The following is a 19,671-nucleotide window of genomic DNA, read 5'->3' as shown; positions in this document are numbered from 1 at the left end:
CTGTAGGTATACCCTTATTGGTTTGGGTAATTGCTTCGCGCTATGCTAGGGTTAGGGGGAATTGCACCTTGAAAAGGTTATTAAAAGCCCATACTACTTGGACGCCTATATGGACGGTTGCTATACTCATGCTCTGCATGATTAGTATTTATCTGCCCGTATTTGGCGGGATAAGTACACGCTTAGCCAATTTTCCTCTCATTATCGTGGATGAAGATGAAGGCATGTCGTCTTCCAATACAGGTAAAGAAATTGTCAATAATCTTCTTGAAAAACAAGACGGGCATACATTTAGCTGGAGGGTGACTGCGACCAAGGAAGCTGCAGTAAATGAATTAAAGAACAACCAAGCATATGGAGCCTTAATCATTCCAGCTAGTTATTCTCGTGACATTTTAGAATTGCGAGATGTGCTGTTGACCGGAAAAGTGGAAGGAAAGCCCGCTCAGTTAGAAATACTTATTAATGAAGGTGGAGGCCAAACGACAACAACGATTGCGACAAACGCGCTAGAAACGATTGCCACTACCGCTTCAACTAAAATCAGCGACGATCTAAAAGAAGAATTGATCCACAAAAATATCGAATTGTCTCCCAAAACCGCAACACTGATGGACAATCCGATTCGCTACACGCTGACAAACGCATTGGGACTTTCTGAACACACCAATAACGGAATGACGCCTTTTATGATGGTTCTCATCACTTCCATTTCGGGTCTGATGGGTGTCAATATGATTAATACCTATCTTAAAAATAGTAGCGCAGGTATTAGAAGTGATGGACATCATCTAAGTAACACAAGTGTTCTTGGAACTGGAATGCTATTAGGGGTTATTTTATCTGCACTGGTGGCTGCCGTTTTGCAGATCGCTGTATTTGGTGTATTCGGAAGTTCCCACTCGACAAGCATCTGGCTCATTTTTCTATTCACCTTTTTGTGTTGCATGACAATGTACTTCCAATTTAAAATGATTTCGTTGTTTTTGGGACAATGGGGAATTCTAGTGATGTTCCCTTTAAATTTCTTAGGCATCTTCTCCAGCGGCGGTGCAGTTCCAATCGCAACATTACCATTTATCCACCACTTGTTCAGCAATTTCTTACCAACACGCCATATGGTGGATGGCTTGAGGGTCATGCTTTATTACAACGGCAAATTGCAAGCTGGACTTGGAATTTCTTTATTGATCATTTTGGTTTATTTTGTTATTTTCCTAGGAATCTGTTCGGTCGTCGCATACCGTACGCATCGCAAAGAACGTGCTACGAGTTATAATGGACTTTTATAACACAAAAATAGCCGGGTTCCTATACAATTGTGTACCTTCCATTCTCCTAAAGTTATTTCATTTTGTTCCTAAAAACACAATAACCCCCTATCAGACACTCTGATAGGGGGTTAGTAAAGATATTTTATTCCTGATTAAACCACAGTTCATCTTTGTCATCAACGTCGCCATTATAATTGATAAAAATTTCATCCCCTGCTTTGATATCTGTGTAAGCAAAGAAGTCGAATGTTTGATTTTTAAAATTAATGTCATACGTTGCATTCGGTTCATACGAATGATTAAACAACATGCCATAACCCAGGAGGATAGCAGATTTACCGATTCCATACTCAAAAGCGTAGTCACCTAGGATTGTTTTCTCAATGTATTGATGCTCGTCGTTAGGATAAGATATCACGGGTGCTTCATGTAAAAGCTCCCCTTTTTTGACATCACATGTCGCAAATATTCCTCTATTGAATTCTCCATCACTTATTGGAGATGTTTTTACCTCAATCATGTTTTTTTCTCCTACTCACATTTAAAATTTTCTTTCTAACTGTAACACTAAATTGACCTTTATGCTCTTCCGCCACTTTTCTTTATTCCATGGACTTCTTCGATTTGATAAAAATCATGGAACAAGCAATCATCACAAATGCGACTAACGCTAGAAATGGGATCGTCACAAACCCAAACCAATTTATATACTCGGTATTACAAGGTACACCACTCACACATGGCTTAATGCCACCAAAGCCCGGTATCTTCTGCTCTAAATAGTGCATGAGTGAAATGCTTCCTCCAATAAGCGCTAAGGGCAGCACGAACTTTTTAACGGAACTGTCATTCTGGAACGTTCCAATCCCTAAGATCAAAGTAAGGGGATACATAAGAATTCGCTGGTACCAACACAGTTCACATGGAATAAATCCTTTTATTTCACTAAAGTACAAGCTTCCAAACGTAGCCACTAATGAGACAACCCAAGCGCCGTATAATAAAAATCCTTGTGTAGATGTCGCTCTTTTATTCCCCATTAGTTTTTATCCTTCAATCCTTGTTCGATTGCTGCCTGAATGGCTTCATAATCAAATGGATCCTCGATCATTTCCCCGTTTATCACAATGGATGGGGTCATTGCAACACCGGCTTCTCTTACTAAATCTTCATCCTTTTTAACACTTTCCATAGTCGCCTGTTGTTCCATATCTTCTTTTAATAGAACCTGATCGATCTCAGGAAATCCACTTACAATTTCAAGAATTTTTTCAGGTGTTATCCATAATCCATCATGATTTTCAACTGGCTGTGCATCAAACAGTGCATGATGGAAGCTCCAATATGCATCTGGGTTACGCTCAAAAACAGATTCAGCGGCAATCGATCCTAACGTCGATTCTTTACCGTGGAATAATACGTTCACGAATGAAAATTGTACTTTACCTGTTTCGATATAGTCAGCCACCAATTTCGGATAAATCATTTCTCCCCACGCTTTACATGCAGGACATTTAAAATCACCGAATTCCACAATCTTCACGGGAGCATCTTGCTCGCCAAGTGATGGTTGTCCAGTGACATCAATTTGCTTGATGTCACTTGGTAGGGCTTCCTGTTTATTGCTAAATACAGCGATTACCGCCACCAGTACCGCGACTACGAGTGTCAAAACAACTGCTATTTTCATCGTTGAATTCTTTTTCTGGTTCATAAAATGCCTCTTCTCTATTATTTTTCTATACCATTATTGAATGCTAGCCATTAAGCCAAAATAGAGCGAAAGAATACAGAACATCCCCAAGAAAAATGGAACAACTGCAGGGACCTGTTTCTTAAAGCTGACTATGATCAGCCACATGAAGATCAATGCCACGATAAAAAACAATGTATTAATTGTATGTAACCCCAATTGTACATGCATCGAAGGATCAATCACCCCTGCATAAAAATAATCAAAGATTGCGGAAGGTCCAGTACCAGCAAGCGCCATTTCAATACTATGAGGGGGTTCCTGTTGCCCCAAGACGCCCGTTGCAACAAAAGTAAAGAACAGTAACAGGCTTTCGAATTTCAACCATGGTATAGGATTGATTTGCTCTTGTCGCTGCAATTTGCGCTTCATCCAAAATCCATTCATAAAAGCAAAAAACAACACAGGAATAATGGTCAAATGCTTTACTAATAAGGCTTGTCCATAAGTTAACATCCAGGCGTCGCCATACTCATTTACATCGACGACTAAGGTCATCAGAAAGAATCCCGTTCCCATAATCGTGAGAAAACAACCGATTGCCAAAGGTGTAAACCACCTCAAATAAGCAAGCCAATTGTCTTGACTTTTTGAAAACCAGCCGACGATAAGGAGTAGTCCGATCCAAACCGTAACAGCTAAAAAGTGCAAAGAGTGAACAACAAACCCGCTCCATTCAGTGAGTGATGCTGCGTGACTTGCCCATCCCAATGCCAACATAAGGATGAACGTGAAAACAAGTGAAATCCCAGACAGCACTTTGCTTTTCAATACCGGGAACAACGAAACAAATAGGTAAAAGAAAATTGCAAGTATGACAGTGACATTCCATGCCTTGCCAACTTCAAACCCGGTAAGAACATTTTGCAACGTCAACATCAGGCCGATGTCTTCATAAAGAAATAGGACGATTCGAATGACAGGTGCAGCCGAAAAGAACACAATACCTAACACCGCTAGTTGAATCAGTCGTTTCGAAATACGTATTTCCGGTTTCAGGCGATCCGGAATAAATTGAATGATAAATGCGCCCATTAAAAGTGAAAAACACAGATACAATAAACTTTCAGCAATATAAATCCAGACCATTTACTTCTGCCTTCTTCCTATAATCCAGCCAACAAACCCGCCAGCGATTGTAAATAAAACCACAAGAATAACAACGAGTACATCATTTGACGCTATTATTGATTTATCTTCTACTTGCTGCTCTATTGGTTTTTCTGCAGGCTTGTCATTCGAATCAGCGGGTGTTTCTGGTACTTCTTCATCTGCCACCTGATTCATCCCGTCTTGTTGATTAATCACAAAAGAATAGCTCCCCTGTATCGGATGCCCGTCCGCACCAATGATCTTCCAGTCCACAGTATATGTACCATTCTCCAATGGGGACATGAAGGCGCCTGTCATCACTTGACCATCTACTTGGATAGTATTAACGACGACTTCCTCTTCATTTTCGTTAAAGACTTTTACCGTACTCGTTGACTCGATTTTCGAATTAAATTCCAAAACAACTTCATGAACGTCCCCAGTTACGACTTCCCCATCAGCTGGCGAAGAACTCGTTATACCCGTATGCGCAGAAACAGTCGTTGCAAAGGCAAATAACAAAATCAGTGTTGCGCTCATAATTTTCTTCATTTTTTCATTTCCTTTCAAACGCAGTAAAATTAACGTCAATCACATTTATTGTACAAGAAACCCCACATATTAAAACTATTTTTATAGAGAAAACATGCTTAATTCACAACTTCTGTAGATGTAGACATAAAATCGACACACATATTAGTTTTCACTAATATGATAATAATTGACACACATATTAGCAATCGATAATATGATAATAACAAAACACATTAGTGCCGCCTAATATGAAAGGAGTAATTCCATGACTCAAATTGATTTAGATCTTAAAGTGAAGTTTTTACGTGCATTCGGAGATAAAACAAGGATTCAAATATTAGAGTGCATCAAATATGAAGAAAAGACTGTATCACAAATTGTTGAAAGTATAGAAGGTAATCAGTCCAATATTTCGCAACACCTAGCCTGTCTCAAGGGATGCGGAATCATTGTAGGAAGGCCAGAAGGAAAATACGTCTTTTATGGATTGCGAAACCAGCAAATTAAAGAGTTGTTAGACACATTTGATACCGTACTTGGTCAAATTGAAGACCAAGTTGCTTGTTGTGAAAATCATATAAGTTAAGGGTGTGCTTAAAATGGATAAAAAATGCTGTTCATCCAAAGTAGAATCCCCAAAAGTAGAGGAACAAACAACCTGTTGCAGTAGTAACCCGATAAATAAGGTAGTCAAAGATGATTGTTGTCAGTCGTCTTCAATGATTGAGAAAGAAAACACTACCATAACGACTTGCTGTAGCAATCAGGAATCCGGCAAGGACTCGAGTATTCAAAGCGATTGTTGCAGTGGTTCAGGAAAGACTCTAGATCCGGTTAACATAAACCTTGGTGGGGGAATAAGAGAGGAATTTCGAGTTTATGGCATGGATTGCCCAGCTTGTGCGGTGACCATTGACAAAAGTTTAAGCACTCAACCAAACATCAATGGTGTAAACGTGAACTATAGTACAGGAAAAATGCAGGTACATTCGACTGAAGAACTTGAATTTGAATCTATCCAAAAACATATGAAGAAGCTAGGCTTTGAAGTTGAACCTATTAAAGTGAATAGTAACTTGAAGCATTACGTTATCGAAGGTATGGATTGTGGATCTTGTGCGCTAACAATTGAAAACCACTTGAATACTAGTCCTTCCGTCAAACGCGTTCAGGTGAATTTTTCAACTGGCAAAATGAAAATCGAACATGAAAATAGCCCAGAAGACATTATTAAGGAAGTCTCTAAAGCTGGATTTAAAGCGTCACTCATTACGAACAATAAGCTGGCTCCCTCCTCCACACGTTCTAGTAATCCAAATGGGGCTGTCATTGTTTCAGGCATCTTCATTGCGCTAGGTTTTATTGGATCGTTTACAGGAATTTCTCCTTATCTATCCATAACAATGTATGCAGTTGCCATGATCATCAGCGGGTATAAACCAGTGAAGAGTGCTTATTATGCGATTAGAAGCCGTTCATTAGACATGAACGTCCTCATGTCGGCTGCTGCAATCGGAGCTGCCTTTCTAGGCGAATGGCTTGAAGGGGCCACCGTTGTTTGGCTGTTTGCACTAGGGCATAATTTGCAGAATCGTGCTATCGAAAAAACACGAAAATCAATTCGCGGTCTTATGGAGTTAACCCCTCCAGAGGCTTGGGTTAAAGTTGGCCATGAATTAATCAAAAAGCCCGTTGAAGAAATAGCCATTCACGACGTGATTGTCGTGAAACCTGGGGATCGAATCCCATTAGATGGCGAAGTGCTAGAAGGCGAATCCAGTGTCAATCAAGCGGCTATCACAGGTGAATCCATCCCTGTCGATAAAGGAATAGGGAGTTTCGTGTATGCAGGTTCTATCAATGAACATGGATCACTGAGCGTTCGTGTTACAAAACTAATCGAGGATACAACTATTTCTAAAATCATTCATTTAGTGGAAGAAGCACAAGAGAAAAAGGCGCCTACAGAAGCGTTTATTGATAAATTTGCTCGCATCTATACACCTGTTGTATTCCTACTTGCTCTTTTAGTCATGCTCATTCCCCCATTATTCGGATTTGGCACTTGGGATGAATGGATCTATAAAGGGTTAACGCTGTTAGTGATTGCCTGTCCTTGTGCACTAGTTATCTCAACGCCAGTGGCCATAGTCTCAGCCCTTGGAAATGCTGCCAAAAACGGCGTTCTGATTAAAGGTGGCACATTCTTAGAAAATGCGGGAACGATTAATGCCATCGCCTTTGACAAAACTGGAACACTGACAGAAGGAAAACCAAACGTTACTGATATCGTAGTCTTTAATAATACAGAAGAAAACCTGTTATCAATCGCTCGTACGTTAGAGGAATATTCCACACATCCCATCGCTAAAACAATCGTGGGTTACGCGAAAGATAAGAACATTCAAGCAAAGAATGGTGCAGCGTTTAAGAACATTGCGGGAAAAGGAATTCAAGCGACAATCGGTCATATCCCCTACTTCGCAGGAAACATCAAATTATTTGAAGAGGTTAACACCCCTATTGACCATCATCTTGACGAAATTCTAAGACTGCAAGATGAAGGAAAAACCATAATCATTATAGGGACAGCCGAACAGATCTTAGGGATCATTTGTGTGTCAGATACGATCCGAAAAGCAACGAAAGTGTCGCTTGCACATCTAGAAAAAATAGGCGTTGAGCAAGTTGTCATGCTGACAGGTGATAACGAAGGGACAGCCAAAGCAATCGCCCACGAAGCTGGTGTAAATCGCTATTTCTCTGAACTATTACCGGAAGAAAAAGTAGATACGATCAAACAATTGCAAGCAGAAGGCTATCGTGTAGCCATGGTTGGCGATGGCATAAACGACGCCCCTGCATTAGCAACTGCCGACCTTGGAATAGCAATGGGCGGTGCTGGTACAGATACGGCAATGGAAACTGCTGATATTGTTTTAATGGCTGACAACTTAGAGAAATTACCACATACAATGAAGCTAAGTCGAAAAGCATTGTCCATTATCAAACAAAATATATGGTTTTCGATAATCGTTAAAGTCGTCGCATTACTACTCATACTCCCAGGCTGGTTAACGCTATGGGTCGCTGTGTTAAGTGATACTGGCGCTGCACTGATCGTTATTTTAAATGCACTTCGGCTTTTAAGGGTCAAAGGGTAATTCACTATGAACCATGTAGTGGCGAGCCAAACCGTTTACGGTTTCAGGCTCTTTTTTTGTTCACATGAAAATAGTTCTTCTGAGTGGAGCTCTTCCCAGCATACTGTTTGATCAAATCATACCCGTTCATTTATAACGCATGAACCTACTTTATTGAGGCAAATTCAAAGAATCCATTTTGAAAAAATCAATCAAAATGGATTCTTCAGTATAGAATATAGATCGAATGTTCACGAAAAAATTTGATCTTAATCGGGTAATTTTCTTGAACATCAGTACCCGTTCGTAGTAATAGGTTAGCTAGAGATTTTAAATGGATCTGTCCTTTTCTGTTACCATCTATGACCCGACTATTTTTTCTCCCCTTGGCTGACTGCTGTTGGCGTCCGGTTCGACGGTGATGCCGATTTGCTCAAAAGTCTGCCCTTCGGCGAGCTGGTAGGTCAGTATACCGGATCCGTTTTCATCCGGCTTGAATATGCCGCTATTTTCCCTTGTCCCGTTTTTCAGCAGCCAAACCTGGTAAACCTGTGAACCTTCGACGCCGGGTAATTCGTGAACCTGCACCACCAAATTTTTCTCTGATCCCTGCTGGACAACATATGCGATGCCGTTTGTTCCTGGGCGGCTTTGATTGGCTGCTTTTAAGGGAATGGTCGTTAAAATCTCAATAGGTATATTTTTGGCATGGCGATTTTTTTCCTGAACATCCGCTATTCCTAGGCCAATAATCACGAGCAACAAGACGGCCACGATACTAGTTGAAACTGGAGTGAAATGGTTTTTGAGCATCATGGCAAGCTTGCTCATCTTAGCCATGAATGTTTCCGTACCGCTTTTCGTTTTGTGATCAAAAACAAACCCCAGTACCTCTCCTTTCAGCAATTCAGGTACCTCGATTTCTGTATAATCGAACGGCAAAGCATGCCAGGCCTGAGACAATTCCTGATGTTCTTTATTACACTCCGTACAATTCTTTAAATGTTCAACAAAGGCCATGCGTTCGCTCTCCTTGAGCTCATTTGCTATATATGGAATTAAATGATCACAATCCCTTCTCATTTTATATCCTCCAATTCCAGATGCTTCCTCAAACCTTTAAGTGCCTGGTGCAGCCTGCTTTTGATTGTGCCGAGCGGCTCTTGTTCCAGCTTAGCGATCTCTGAAAGAGAATACCCTTTCCAATAAAGCATATCGATTAATTTTTTTTGCGCCTTGGGCAATTTGTTTTTCGCCCTAACAATATCATTCGTATTTACCCGTTGCTCGATTGCATTGGCAAGGTCGGCGATCTCTTCGTGATCCTCTTGACAGTGTTGCGTATGCCTCTTCTCTTTGCGGTGGTAGTCAATGCAAATATTGCGAGTAATCGTGAGGAGCCAATTTACAAAGTTGCCTTGAGTGGGATCGTAATGGCTGTTTGTTGTCCATAGCCTCAAAAAGACTAACTGAATAATCTCTTTCGTCTTATCCTCATCCCCATTACAAAATTTCATAACGAAGCCGTAAACAAGCTTTATATATCGATCATATAGCTCCTCTAATGCGTGACCGTGTTTTTCGTTTACCAATTTCATTAATTCCGCATCGTCATTTTCTTTCATATGGCACTCCCTGCTATTGGATAAAAATATATTGCTATTATACTATTTTGAAAGTAAGGATGGGAACGACCACGACTGATCGTTCCCTAGGCCGGCTTATTCAAATACTGTTTCGCTGTTTACGACAAACCATACATCTTTTATTCCTTGTCCGTTTACATCCCCCGCTTGCTGGTCTTTTGCAAAATAATAGAGAGGAAAGCCTTTGTACGTGACCTGCTTCTCCCCGTTGTCTTCTCTTGTAATCATACTGAAATCCTTTTTATTAAAACCTTCCACGACATCGAAATCCTCCTGGGTAAATGCCGGCCAGCTTGCCAGGCAGTCTCCGCTGCAATTGCTTTTTCCTGCTTCGTCCTTTTTAAAGTAATACAGGGTCCTTCCCTGTGAATCCGCCAAGTACTCTCCAGCTTTTTCATTCTCCAAAAGCTGAAGGCTGTCAGTCGGGGCTTGTTCCGTTTGGGCTTGATCGGGTTGATCCGTCACTGTTTTTTCCTCAGCACTTTTTCCGCAGGCAGCCAAAGCAAAAATAATCGAAAGCATCGTGAGCATAAAAATTCCTTTTTTCATGGATGTTCCTCCCCGTTTTTTTAATTTAAGGCTCGCTCTTACTTCCAGCCCCATTTTTGAAAGATTTGGTGAGATTCTTCCGTTCTTAAATAATCAATAAATTGCTGTGCCTCTTTTTTCTGATCGGTGATTTTCGTCAGGACAATCGGCGTTCCACGATAGAGCTTTTCTTCTTCGGGCAGCTCGATCAGGTCGGTCACATCCTGGAGCCGGTAATGCCACGATTCATAGGTAATCCAGGCGTCCAGGCTGGAATTCGATTTCCATCTTTCAATGGCTTCAGCACTCGACTTTACAGAAAGGTTAATATTTTGGGAAATTCCTTCGATTAGCCCTTTTCTGCCTGCCAGGTCTTCCCACAGGCCAAGCTGGCCAGCCCCATTCACATCGATTATTTTAACTCCCTTTTTCGTTAAATCCTCCAGGCCTTCAATCTTCTTAGGGTTTCCTTTCCTCACCAATATTCCTGCAGCACGTGGGTAAAGCTCCGTACGTGATTTAGTGTCGATCATTTTGGGGTGGTTAAAGATGAAATCCTGCAGCATATATTCGGAGCCACCGTAAATAATATCTACATCTTGCTTTGCCTGGCTGATCCAATTGCTCTCTGGTCCAGCTGTTACTTCCACCTTGATTCCCGTTTCAGCTGAAAAATGTTCAGCTGCTTCCTTCACCGGTCCAAGTGGTCCGCCTGGTCCGTACACCCGGATGACATGATCACCTTGGCTTGAATTCGGTGTCGCTTGGGGCGCCGGCTTACGGTCCATTTTTGCATAGGCTGACAATCCGGTAACCGTAATGACAAAGAGCAGTAAAACTGATAGAAACACGGTCTTCTTCATGATTCTTCCTCCATTTCATACATGTTTTTTAATGGTACTATCAAAGGAAACGAAGGGAGGCTGTAAACGGTTTGATTTTAATTGCGGAATAGTTAGAAAGTTGTACAAATACATTGCAAATTAATCTGCTGAAGAATAAATAAAGGTGTACCTTCGCAAGTACCTAGCTTGCTCGATGGTCTGTTTACGAACAATGACGACTTCTTCGCCCAATAGTTCGACGGAATGTAAGGGAAATCCGGAATCCTAACAATTGTTTACAATCATTTACACTTCTTTCATACTGGTTTAACAATCTCTCTTTATACTAAGCATTGTTAGAATAAAAATAGCAGGAGGTTTTCTTAGTGTTTAAAAAGAAGATGTTAAAAAAAATTATTCCAGTTGCCGTACTTTCAACTGTAGCAATCGGAAGCGTGCTCGGAAATTCATCCGCCTTTGCGAAGGAAGAAAAAGGCAACAACGCAGAGATCAAAAATGTAATTTTCCTAATTGGTGATGGTATGGGTACTTCCTATACTTCTGCTTATCGTTATTTTAAAGATGACCCTACTACGCCTATTGTGGAAAAAACCGAGTTTGACAAGTACCTTGTCGGACAACAAATGACTTATCCATCAGATCCAAAAGAAAACATAACAGATTCTGCCTCTGCAGCTACTGCCATGTCAGCAGGCGTGAAAACCTATAATGCGGCAATTGCTGTCGATAACAAAAAAGAACGAGTAAAGACTGTTCTGGAAGCAGCAAAAGAAAAAGGGAAAGCTACTGGGCTAGTAGCTACCTCAGAAATTACGCATGCCACTCCAGCATCGTTCGGTGCTCACGATGAAAACCGTAAAAACATGAATGCCATTGCAGAAGACTATTACTTTGAGTTAATAAATGGCGAACATAAAGTGGACGTACTCCTTGGCGGAGGTAAATCGAATTTTGAACGTCCAGACCTAAATCTGGCCAAAGCCTTCAAAGAAGACGGATTCAGCTACGTAACCAATAAAGAACAACTTTTAAAGGATAAAAACGACCAAATTCTAGGATTGTTTGCTGATGGCGGTCTTCCGAAAACCATTGACCGTACAGACGCTATCCCATCTCTTGAAGAAATGACAACTTCAGCAATCGATCGCTTACAAAAAGATAAAGATGGGTTTTTCCTAATGGTTGAGGGTAGTCAAATTGACTGGGCTGGCCATGACAATGATATTGTAGGTGCTATGAGCGAAATGGAAGACTTTGAAAAAGCATTTAAAGCTGCCATTGATTTCGCAAAAAAAGACAAGCACACGCTCGTAATCGCAACTGCTGACCATTCAACTGGCGGATTTTCGATAGGTTCAGATGGTGTTTATAACTGGTTGACTGAACCGATTAAAGCTGCGAAACGTACTCCAGCCTTTATTGCGGATGAGATTGCCAAGGGTATGAATGCAGAGAAAACGTTAAAAACACATATTGATCAAAAATTGTTACCTTTGACAACTGCTGAAGTCCAGTCTGTAAAAAATGCCGGCAAAAAAGCCAGTGACATCACTGACGCAATCGAAGCCATTTTCGATAAGCGTTCTCAGACAGGCTGGACAACAGGCGGGCATACTGGTGAAGATGTGCCCGTATATGCATTTGGCCCTTCTAAAGAGCTTTTCGCAGGACAAGTAGATAATACAGATCACGCCAAAATCATTTTTGATATATTAAGCAAAGGGAAAAAGTAATAAATAATGTCGATAGGTCCCCGTTGCCTGAAAAAAGCAACGGGGACTTTTCTTCGTACTAGAAAAATGAGGAGGATTCCTTTGAGAAAATTGTATTTCATTCTATTATTTGTAGCACTAGCTGGATGCTCAACCGGAAACAATCCTGAGGAACAAGCGGCGGTAAGCAGGACACAAAAACCTCCCCTAGAAATGAATAAGGATGTCTTTGTTCCAAGCCCACACATAACCGATGACCGCAATCTTGTAAAAATAGGAGAATCAGTAACCGATTCAAAAGGTGGGCTCATCTTAAAACAATCCAAAATCGTTAATCAGGACATACAGGTAGGCCCTGTTAAGCTGAGCATTAATGATATTAAAGTGATGCAATTTACGCCAGCCCACAGCATGGTCGATTTTTTTCACGCGCAAACACACGAAAAAGTATTTGATTTTGTAAAAATCGAAGTAGAAGTCAACAATTCATCCAAAGAGCCCATCATATTCAACCCCATTGCTTTCCTAAACACGAATAGCGGGGAACACAAAACGTGGGAAGATGATATTTACGTCGAAGAATTACAAGGTGAGATCGCACCGAATGATGTCAAAAAAGGAAATATCGGTTTTATTCTTGAAAATACAGCTGACATTCAATCGATTGAGTTGTTAACAAGCGATGTTTTACATACTGATGAAGAAATTATTGCACAGGCACAAAGTATTAAAGTTGATTTTTAATAACCCATTCTCGAACGTAAGAAAAGGCCCATGGACAGTTTGATGACATAGCAAAATAACTCTCGATAAATTGCTATGAAACTCAAACAGCCCAAAGGCCTTTTTATATTCATCATTACATAATCACTCAATAATGAAGATTTGAATTAAAAGTTAAAGTGAAAAATTATATATGAATACAGCTCCAAGTGTAAAACAACAAGTAAATAGAGCACCTTCCCAAAACCTGTATATTCATTCGAAATCAATATAACTGATTTCACTCATCATCTTATCGGATGATAGTAAGAAGGCTTTTTCTTGTTGATTCGACTTCATATAATACAAAAACAACTTTTTTTCATAATGTTGTTTCATAATCTGGTCTCCGCAGGCACTGAAAAAGGGCAAAGCTTTTTTTTCAATATACTGATAAAATCCCTTTTCATTTTGCCGGATCTTTTGAAGTTGCATTTCAAAATAGATCTGTCCTCTAAGATATTTATTTTGTTGTGCTAGTTCTAACCCTTTTATCGAAAGATTGATAAGTTCTGCTTTGGAAAGGAATTTCCCTTCATAACAACTTGAAATATACCCGTCAAGAACTCGATAATAATCGGCATCCCCTTCCTTTGCAATTTCCAATGCCCTTTCATATGCCTGTTTGGCCTCTACGTATCTTTTTCTTCTAAAATATTCAAATGCTAGATTACCGTAAATTATGGATTCTCTTTCAACTGCGTTAATGGATTTACAGACATTCAGTAGCTTCTCATACTGCTGTTTGATCTCATCCATACTATTAGGTTCTTTCAAATGTAGTAGGGTTAAAATTATGTTTTCTATATCAACGATTCTTATAAGATTTAACGTTTTTTGGAAGTATTTCAGAGCTTTTTGTCCATAATAATACGCTTTGATATCTGAGTTAATTAAGAAGTAAGCGACTGCCAAATGATAATTATATTCTAAATTCGGGTAATTTTCATCGATTTTCTTTAGCGTTTCAAGGCAAGAATTGTAGCTTCCGATTCCAAACAGGTAGATTCCATCTACATGCCTATAAAGATTTTTCTCATAATCGTTCAAAGAATAATACCGTGCCTTAATGATTGCTAAATTTTTTTTTGCTTTGGGATAATCTTTTAGAAATATGTAATATCTCGCCAATAGCAGATGGTATTGCATGTTAAAATCAGCTAGATTCCGTAAAGAATCTTTTTCTATCTCACTTTTAAGTCGATGAATTTCATTTGAATCATTCATAATGATGGAATTGTTCCAATCTGCTAGCTTTTCTTGTAAGAGATAATAGCGAGATCGTTCATCTTCCATAATTATTCCCATTTTCTCAGCAAGTAAATCGATAATGTCATGAGAATACTCAGTAATATTACGTTCTATTTTACTAAGGTGAGTGACAGAACAAATCCCTTTAACCAGTTGTCCTTGGGTTAATTCTAATTCTTCGCGATAGAATTTAATCAATTTTCCTTCAATCATAATACACCTCTGATTTTCTAGTTACTTTAGAGTAGTCAGGCAACATTAGTGATACTCCTGCATAATGAAGCGATCTATGCTATTAATTTTTTTATGTAACTTTTACCTGAAAATATTCAAGTCATTGTCGAACTTATATGCTACCCCAATTTTATGGAGCATTATTGTACCACTATACCATAAACTGAATTTCGCCAACACTCAATAAATATCAGTGAGATGAAGGTCATTTGTACAATGACAAAGGATTTCGGAAATTCCACATTTAACGGACATGAACTGGACGCCAAGCAACTGCCACGAGTAAGAAATATCAGTCCCAGAACTTTGATGCTCAATTTGCCCACATCACAACAGCTTATATGCTGCATACCTTTTTATCCTATTGTCGTGTAATGAGCAACTATGGACCTTGCTCGAAGAGCCAATTCGGGGGAAACTGTAGCTTGTAACTTCTGTTTTTAGGGGCAAACAGCAACAAAGCAAAAACCAAGCATAGTAACAGTCGAGGAATTTCACTTCACAAGAAAACTCGACAATGTAGGATTCGTTGTATCCGAATTTACGCCTGTGGAGTGTCAAACCAAATGCGAGTAGCCAGTGCAAAAGCAGGCACGATGAAGCAGGAAGCAAACAAGGCATATAGATTTTTATAGTTTTTTGGCTACGGTGCGAAACGTAAGTAAGAATCACTATCTCGACTCGCTAAATGTCTAAGCCTGATGCGACGAGATAGGATCTATTGTCGATGAATATTTAAAAATCCCCTGTGACAAAGTACATTTGCCACAGGGGATTGTACACACCTTATTTCAAGTTCTTAATCATTTCATCAGCACTAGCCATTAACTCATTATACGCCTTATCAGAAATCAACTTACTTTCTTTCTGCTGATCAAGTAATACCTTAAAGCCTTTCATATGCTTCATAACCTTATCGCCTGCTTCTTGCTTTTCATACTGAGCTACTGCTGTCAAATGCGTTTTCAATGCACGTGCCGCCTGAGCGTTCTTGAATTCGCCTTCTCTTTCAAAACGTTCAACAAGTGCACGGATGATCGCCGAATCAACTACTACAGAATCCGAAATCCCGAATGCCTTTATAACATCCTGATCTATGCGATTTCCTAAATCATCCCATGCACTTGCACGAAGGGAGACATAAGTTCCACTCTTTCTAGGATTAGGAATATCAGCTGTCCAGCCTGTCCCTTCACGAACCACGTCTACCTTCTCCCATGTCTCGCCTTCGTTATACGAAACTTCAAGAGCAGCACCTTCCATTTTTCCTTTTCCAACCGCACCATCTATCTGTGACGCGGACAACCCTAACGTAATCGTGTCGCCTGCAGGTGCCTTGCCCAACATATCAGTATCCACTTTATAATCAAGTGAAATCATCGGCAATTCCGCCTCATATCGCGCTGTCTTTTCAGACCAAATTGTCCATGCTGTATGTGTGCGAACAGATGTATTCCAACGCTCCGAATCACGCGCCACAACACTTTCTAACCGATACTGCGTTTTTGCCTCTGGAGCATCATCATAAAGAAGCATCTGTCCTTGTGCCTGTTCAACAAGTTCAGTTCCTTTATAAAGCTTCAGTTGTTGCTTTTCAATACGGGAAATCTCTGCCCCCGTGTGCCCAACGCCCGAATCAGCTATTGCAGGAACATTGAATTGGAAATCATTACCGAAACGTGCAGGTACCCAGAAGTTATCAGCACCGAAGCGAGGACGCACAACTGGTGCAAACCATTTCTCATTCAATCGCTGACCCGGCTGATAAATCACTGCGGGTTGTCGAACTTCCCATTCGTTCAGTACTCTAGCCTGGTGGTACCAGGTTGTACCACCTTTCGTAGCTGACACCCACTCGGTGCGGACAGAAGGGAGTGGAAGTTTATACTGCACCCCAATTCCAAACCCAGCGTATGGTGGAATATCATAGCGGAACTCTGATCCTGCCGCATCGTGGTCTGAGTAATATTGAGCATCAATTTTTACAAGCTCTTTCTCAGTAGGCGAATAGCTCAAATCCTTCGGAATAACATTTTGATGATCATCGACAAGATCATATACATAAGGCGAATGAGGTGTACCTTCAATGTTTAACGTTATTTCACCAGAACCGGCAGCTTTAATCAGCTTTTCACCCTCTGTTCCACTTACTGCTACAACTGCAATCGGAATATCACCTGAACCATCTTCTTTTCCAACCCATTCGTTAAATTCTGTTGGGCTATCGTTAACTGTTATGACTAGTTTTGCACCTGCTGCATAGGCTGCTTCCGCACGTGCAGAGCCCGAGAATTTATCACTACGTTTAACCAAAACAACCTTATCTTTTACATCGAGGCCATCATAATCTTTAGGTGCCCCATAACCAACATAAACTGCAGCCAACTGGTGTTTCCCTTCTAAAAACGTGCTTCCTGGCTGAGTGATAATATCTAGCTCAGTTTCACCGTGGGTAATGGTCGTTATTGGTTTGACCAGGCGCCAGCGAGTATTTACATCCAGCTTCCCTTTGGTTATAGCTGCAGTTGGCTCTGCATACATTTTATCTATCGTTGGTGGCACTTGGTACTGACCAACGATAGAACCTGGACTCATGTTGCGGTAAAATTCCAGTTTTCTGTAATTCGCTTCGGTCTTATCTGGTACATTCGCTGTAATTTCTTGTGCATTACGCGCATCAAGTTCAATCGTTGTTGGTGCATCCAGATTAAATTCAGGGTTGCCAAGGATTGCAACACCTGTGTGATCCGTATTCTTATCCACATCCATGAATGACATGACTGAATAAGTACCTGGTGGAAGTCTTAATTCCTCTTTACCTACAACATACAAGTATTCCGCTAGTCCATTCGGACCAACTAAAGTAACAACAGCTTCAGCGGGAGTTCCATCACGATCTGTTGCATTAATTACAAGTGGGTATCGCTCCACTTCCTTGCCCATAACCATTGCCGTATGTGCAACGGTTTGTCCACCTACAATGGCAGTAAGCTGTCCTTGGTAGCGACTTCCGACAACACCTGACTCTGGGTCAACGGTTACGAACACTTCAGCACTTCCTTTAGCCGGTACCGTAACCTCATTTGACGATAACTCAACTAAACCATCAGGCGCATCTGCACCACTAGCATCTTTAAAAGTTGTTGACAGTTCCAATGTGACAGGACTATCGCTTTCGTTCGTATACGTGACGGTCTTTTCAACTGGATCGTCTCCATCATGCGGCCAGGTATAGAGGCCAAAATCCAAAGAACCACCTGCAAATATAGTATTTGATGTTGCAGCTGCAACGTCAAGACGACCAGAACCACCCTCGTAAGGTTTAATGTGATCTAACTTCTTTGTTGAACTCATCAAGGCATTCTTCAGTTGCTCCCCTGTCCATTCCGGATAGCGCTGCGAAAGAATCGCTGCCGCACCAGCTACATGGGGCGCCGCCATAGACGTACCAGTCATCGAGATATAAGAACCCGTACCTTGACTCGAATATTGGGAGCGAGCCGCTGTAATAAATTGGCCAGGCGCAACAAGATCTGGTTTTAAACCTGAATCCATAAAGCGAGGTCCTTTAGTTGAGGTACTATTAAGCTTGTCAGACTTGTCTACATTACCAACTGTAAGTGCAGCATCTGCAGCTCCAGGTGCACCAATCCCCTCACCACCTGAGTTTCCAGAAGAGATGACAAACAATGCTCCTGTCTGTTCACTTAGTTCATTTACCGCCTGAGATAGCGGGTCAGTTCCATCACTTGGAGTAGGATTGCCTAAACTCATATTGACAACTTTTGCATTTTCAGCAGCCCATTCCATCCCTTCAATCACCCAGGAATCCTGACCAATACCATATGAATTAAGAACTTTCCCTACAAGTAGGTCTGCTCCCGGAGCCACCCCTTTATTGCGACCTTGAGAAGCAGCACCTGTACCAAGTGCTGTGGCCGCAACATGCGTACCGTGCCCACTATAGTCGAGTACATCTTCCCCAGGAACGAAACTCACTGCCTTTTCTAACCGATCAGCCACATCCGGATGTTCTGCATCTATCCCCGAGTCGAGTACGGCTATTTTAACGCCTTCTCCATCTAAACCAGCATCCCATGCAGTTGGGGCACCGATCTGTGGAACACTTTGTTCAAGGTTCGCTTCAACACGGCCATCGAGCCAGACTTTCTCAATCACACCATTCGATTGAGCGCCCGCTTTTTGCGTAGAAGCTGCCGTTACATTTTGCGTAATATCATCCCAGAAAGAAGTAACTTGCTCCTTGTCTGCTGTTAATGCCACACCACTAATACTTTCCAATACATTGGTGCGTTCAGATCCGCTAAGCGTAGCAGGCAAAGCTTCCTCGAAACTGGCCTTTGTTGGCGCGTACTGTACAATCACCGGTAGGCCAGACTGTGCCCCGTCATCATACCCAGCGGCAATTAAAGCAGTGACATTGAACAGGTTGTCATCCAAAAGGCCCGAAGCTAAATAAGGCATCGCTTGAGTGGGAATGACATACGTATCCTCGCCAAGTGTTAGGATCTGCGCTCCGCTATCCACTTGATTAGCATATTCGATACTGATGACACTCTTTCCATCCGCAACGCTCGACACAGTTACAACATCCCCTGTAATCAGCGTAATGACATGGTCTCCTGTAGTCTTTTTAGAACTTTCACCCTTACTTTCTATCTCTACTGCCTTTTCTGGATTAATATCAAAGTCTTTTTGTTTATCTAAAAATGAATCCTTCGCAATTGCATCAACCGCAGGAACGCTTAACATTGCCGTCGCCATTATAGCTGCAATATACTTATTTGTATTTCTATTCTTCATTAGACACTCTCCTATCCATTTGTATTATGAATTTACGTACATATTGAAAAATTTAAGTGCTCTATAACTTTAT

The 19,671-nt window shown here is 41.0% G+C and carries 16 protein-coding genes; 5 read left to right on the top strand and 11 right to left on the bottom strand.

What is annotated here, in order from left to right; translation table 11 throughout:
• The first annotated feature begins 68 nt into the window (after window positions 1–68).
• Window positions 69–1,292, top strand: a complete 1,224-nt coding sequence (locus ACIQ0H_RS02820) for an ABC transporter permease (protein WP_403410599.1) — start codon at window positions 69–71, stop codon at window positions 1,290–1,292.
• A 124-nt stretch (window positions 1,293–1,416) separates the two neighbouring features.
• Here the strand turns inward: ACIQ0H_RS02820 and ACIQ0H_RS02815 are convergent, their stop codons facing one another.
• The 5 genes from ACIQ0H_RS02815 to ACIQ0H_RS02795 form a co-directional block, all read right to left on the bottom strand.
• On the bottom strand, window positions 1,417–1,794 hold the full coding sequence (locus ACIQ0H_RS02815) for an SET domain-containing protein (protein WP_403410596.1): 378 nt from the start codon (window positions 1,792–1,794) through the stop codon (window positions 1,417–1,419).
• A gap of 82 nt (window positions 1,795–1,876) precedes the next feature.
• Window positions 1,877–2,314, bottom strand: a complete 438-nt coding sequence (locus tag ACIQ0H_RS02810; protein WP_403410593.1) for a disulfide oxidoreductase — start codon at window positions 2,312–2,314, stop codon at window positions 1,877–1,879.
• Window positions 2,314–2,988: a DsbA family protein gene (locus ACIQ0H_RS02805; RefSeq protein WP_403410590.1), complete on the bottom strand. Its 675-nt coding sequence runs from the start codon at window positions 2,986–2,988 to the stop codon at window positions 2,314–2,316. Before ACIQ0H_RS02805 ends, ACIQ0H_RS02810 begins: the two co-directional genes overlap by 1 nt.
• Window positions 2,989–3,021: 33 nt before the next feature.
• The gene (locus tag ACIQ0H_RS02800; protein ID WP_403410588.1) at window positions 3,022–4,116 is read right to left on the bottom strand and encodes a copper resistance D family protein; all 1,095 of its coding nucleotides are present in this window, start codon (window positions 4,114–4,116) and stop codon (window positions 3,022–3,024) included.
• Complete coding sequence (locus tag ACIQ0H_RS02795; RefSeq protein WP_403410585.1) at window positions 4,117–4,671, bottom strand: copper resistance CopC family protein; 555 nt, start codon at window positions 4,669–4,671, stop codon at window positions 4,117–4,119.
• Window positions 4,672–4,918: 247 nt separating this feature from the next.
• Here ACIQ0H_RS02795 and ACIQ0H_RS02790 point away from each other — a divergent pair, with 247 nt between their 5' ends.
• Both ACIQ0H_RS02790 and ACIQ0H_RS02785 read left to right on the top strand, forming a co-directional pair.
• Entirely contained in the window at window positions 4,919–5,239 is a 321-nt protein-coding gene (locus ACIQ0H_RS02790; RefSeq protein ID WP_403410582.1) for an ArsR/SmtB family transcription factor, read from the top strand.
• Between the two features lie 13 nt (window positions 5,240–5,252).
• Window positions 5,253–7,817, top strand: a complete 2,565-nt coding sequence (locus ACIQ0H_RS02785; RefSeq protein WP_403410579.1) for a heavy metal translocating P-type ATPase — start codon at window positions 5,253–5,255, stop codon at window positions 7,815–7,817.
• 339 nt (window positions 7,818–8,156) lie between these two features.
• Here ACIQ0H_RS02785 and ACIQ0H_RS02780 read toward each other — a convergent pair whose 3' ends face one another.
• The 4 genes from ACIQ0H_RS02780 to ACIQ0H_RS02765 form a co-directional block, all read right to left on the bottom strand.
• Window positions 8,157–8,879 (bottom strand): anti-sigma factor, encoded by a 723-nt coding sequence (locus ACIQ0H_RS02780; protein WP_403410576.1) that lies wholly within the window; start codon window positions 8,877–8,879, stop codon window positions 8,157–8,159.
• The gene (locus ACIQ0H_RS02775; protein ID WP_403410573.1) at window positions 8,876–9,421 is read right to left on the bottom strand and encodes an RNA polymerase sigma factor; all 546 of its coding nucleotides are present in this window, start codon (window positions 9,419–9,421) and stop codon (window positions 8,876–8,878) included. Before ACIQ0H_RS02775 ends, ACIQ0H_RS02780 begins: the two co-directional genes overlap by 4 nt.
• A gap of 96 nt (window positions 9,422–9,517) precedes the next feature.
• The gene (locus ACIQ0H_RS02770) at window positions 9,518–9,991 is read right to left on the bottom strand and encodes a hypothetical protein (RefSeq protein ID WP_403410570.1); all 474 of its coding nucleotides are present in this window, start codon (window positions 9,989–9,991) and stop codon (window positions 9,518–9,520) included.
• A 38-nt stretch (window positions 9,992–10,029) separates the two neighbouring features.
• Window positions 10,030–10,833 (bottom strand): substrate-binding domain-containing protein, encoded by an 804-nt coding sequence (locus tag ACIQ0H_RS02765; RefSeq protein ID WP_403410567.1) that lies wholly within the window; start codon window positions 10,831–10,833, stop codon window positions 10,030–10,032.
• Between the two features lie 347 nt (window positions 10,834–11,180).
• Between ACIQ0H_RS02765 and ACIQ0H_RS02760 the strand changes: the two genes are divergently transcribed.
• Window positions 11,181–12,548, top strand: a complete 1,368-nt coding sequence (locus tag ACIQ0H_RS02760; RefSeq protein WP_403410564.1) for an alkaline phosphatase — start codon at window positions 11,181–11,183, stop codon at window positions 12,546–12,548.
• 81 nt (window positions 12,549–12,629) lie between these two features.
• Complete coding sequence (locus tag ACIQ0H_RS02755) at window positions 12,630–13,271, top strand: DUF4352 domain-containing protein (protein WP_403410561.1); 642 nt, start codon at window positions 12,630–12,632, stop codon at window positions 13,269–13,271.
• Between the two features lie 234 nt (window positions 13,272–13,505).
• Here ACIQ0H_RS02755 and ACIQ0H_RS02750 read toward each other — a convergent pair whose 3' ends face one another.
• Window positions 13,506–14,753 (bottom strand): helix-turn-helix domain-containing protein, encoded by a 1,248-nt coding sequence (locus ACIQ0H_RS02750; RefSeq protein WP_403410558.1) that lies wholly within the window; start codon window positions 14,751–14,753, stop codon window positions 13,506–13,508.
• 807 nt (window positions 14,754–15,560) lie between these two features.
• Window positions 15,561–19,598 carry a S8 family serine peptidase gene (locus tag ACIQ0H_RS02745; protein ID WP_403410556.1) on the bottom strand — a complete coding sequence of 1,346 codons (4,038 nt, stop codon included), beginning with the start codon at window positions 19,596–19,598 and terminating at the stop codon, window positions 15,561–15,563.
• Window positions 19,599–19,671 lie beyond the last annotated feature (73 nt).

Origin of the sequence: Sporosarcina sp. NPDC096371, assembly GCF_044762865.1 — a bacterium.
Classification (GTDB): domain Bacteria; phylum Bacillota; class Bacilli; order Bacillales_A; family Planococcaceae; genus Sporosarcina.
Note: the sequence above shows the minus strand (reverse complement) of the source record. Positions and strands in the feature narration are given on the sequence as shown.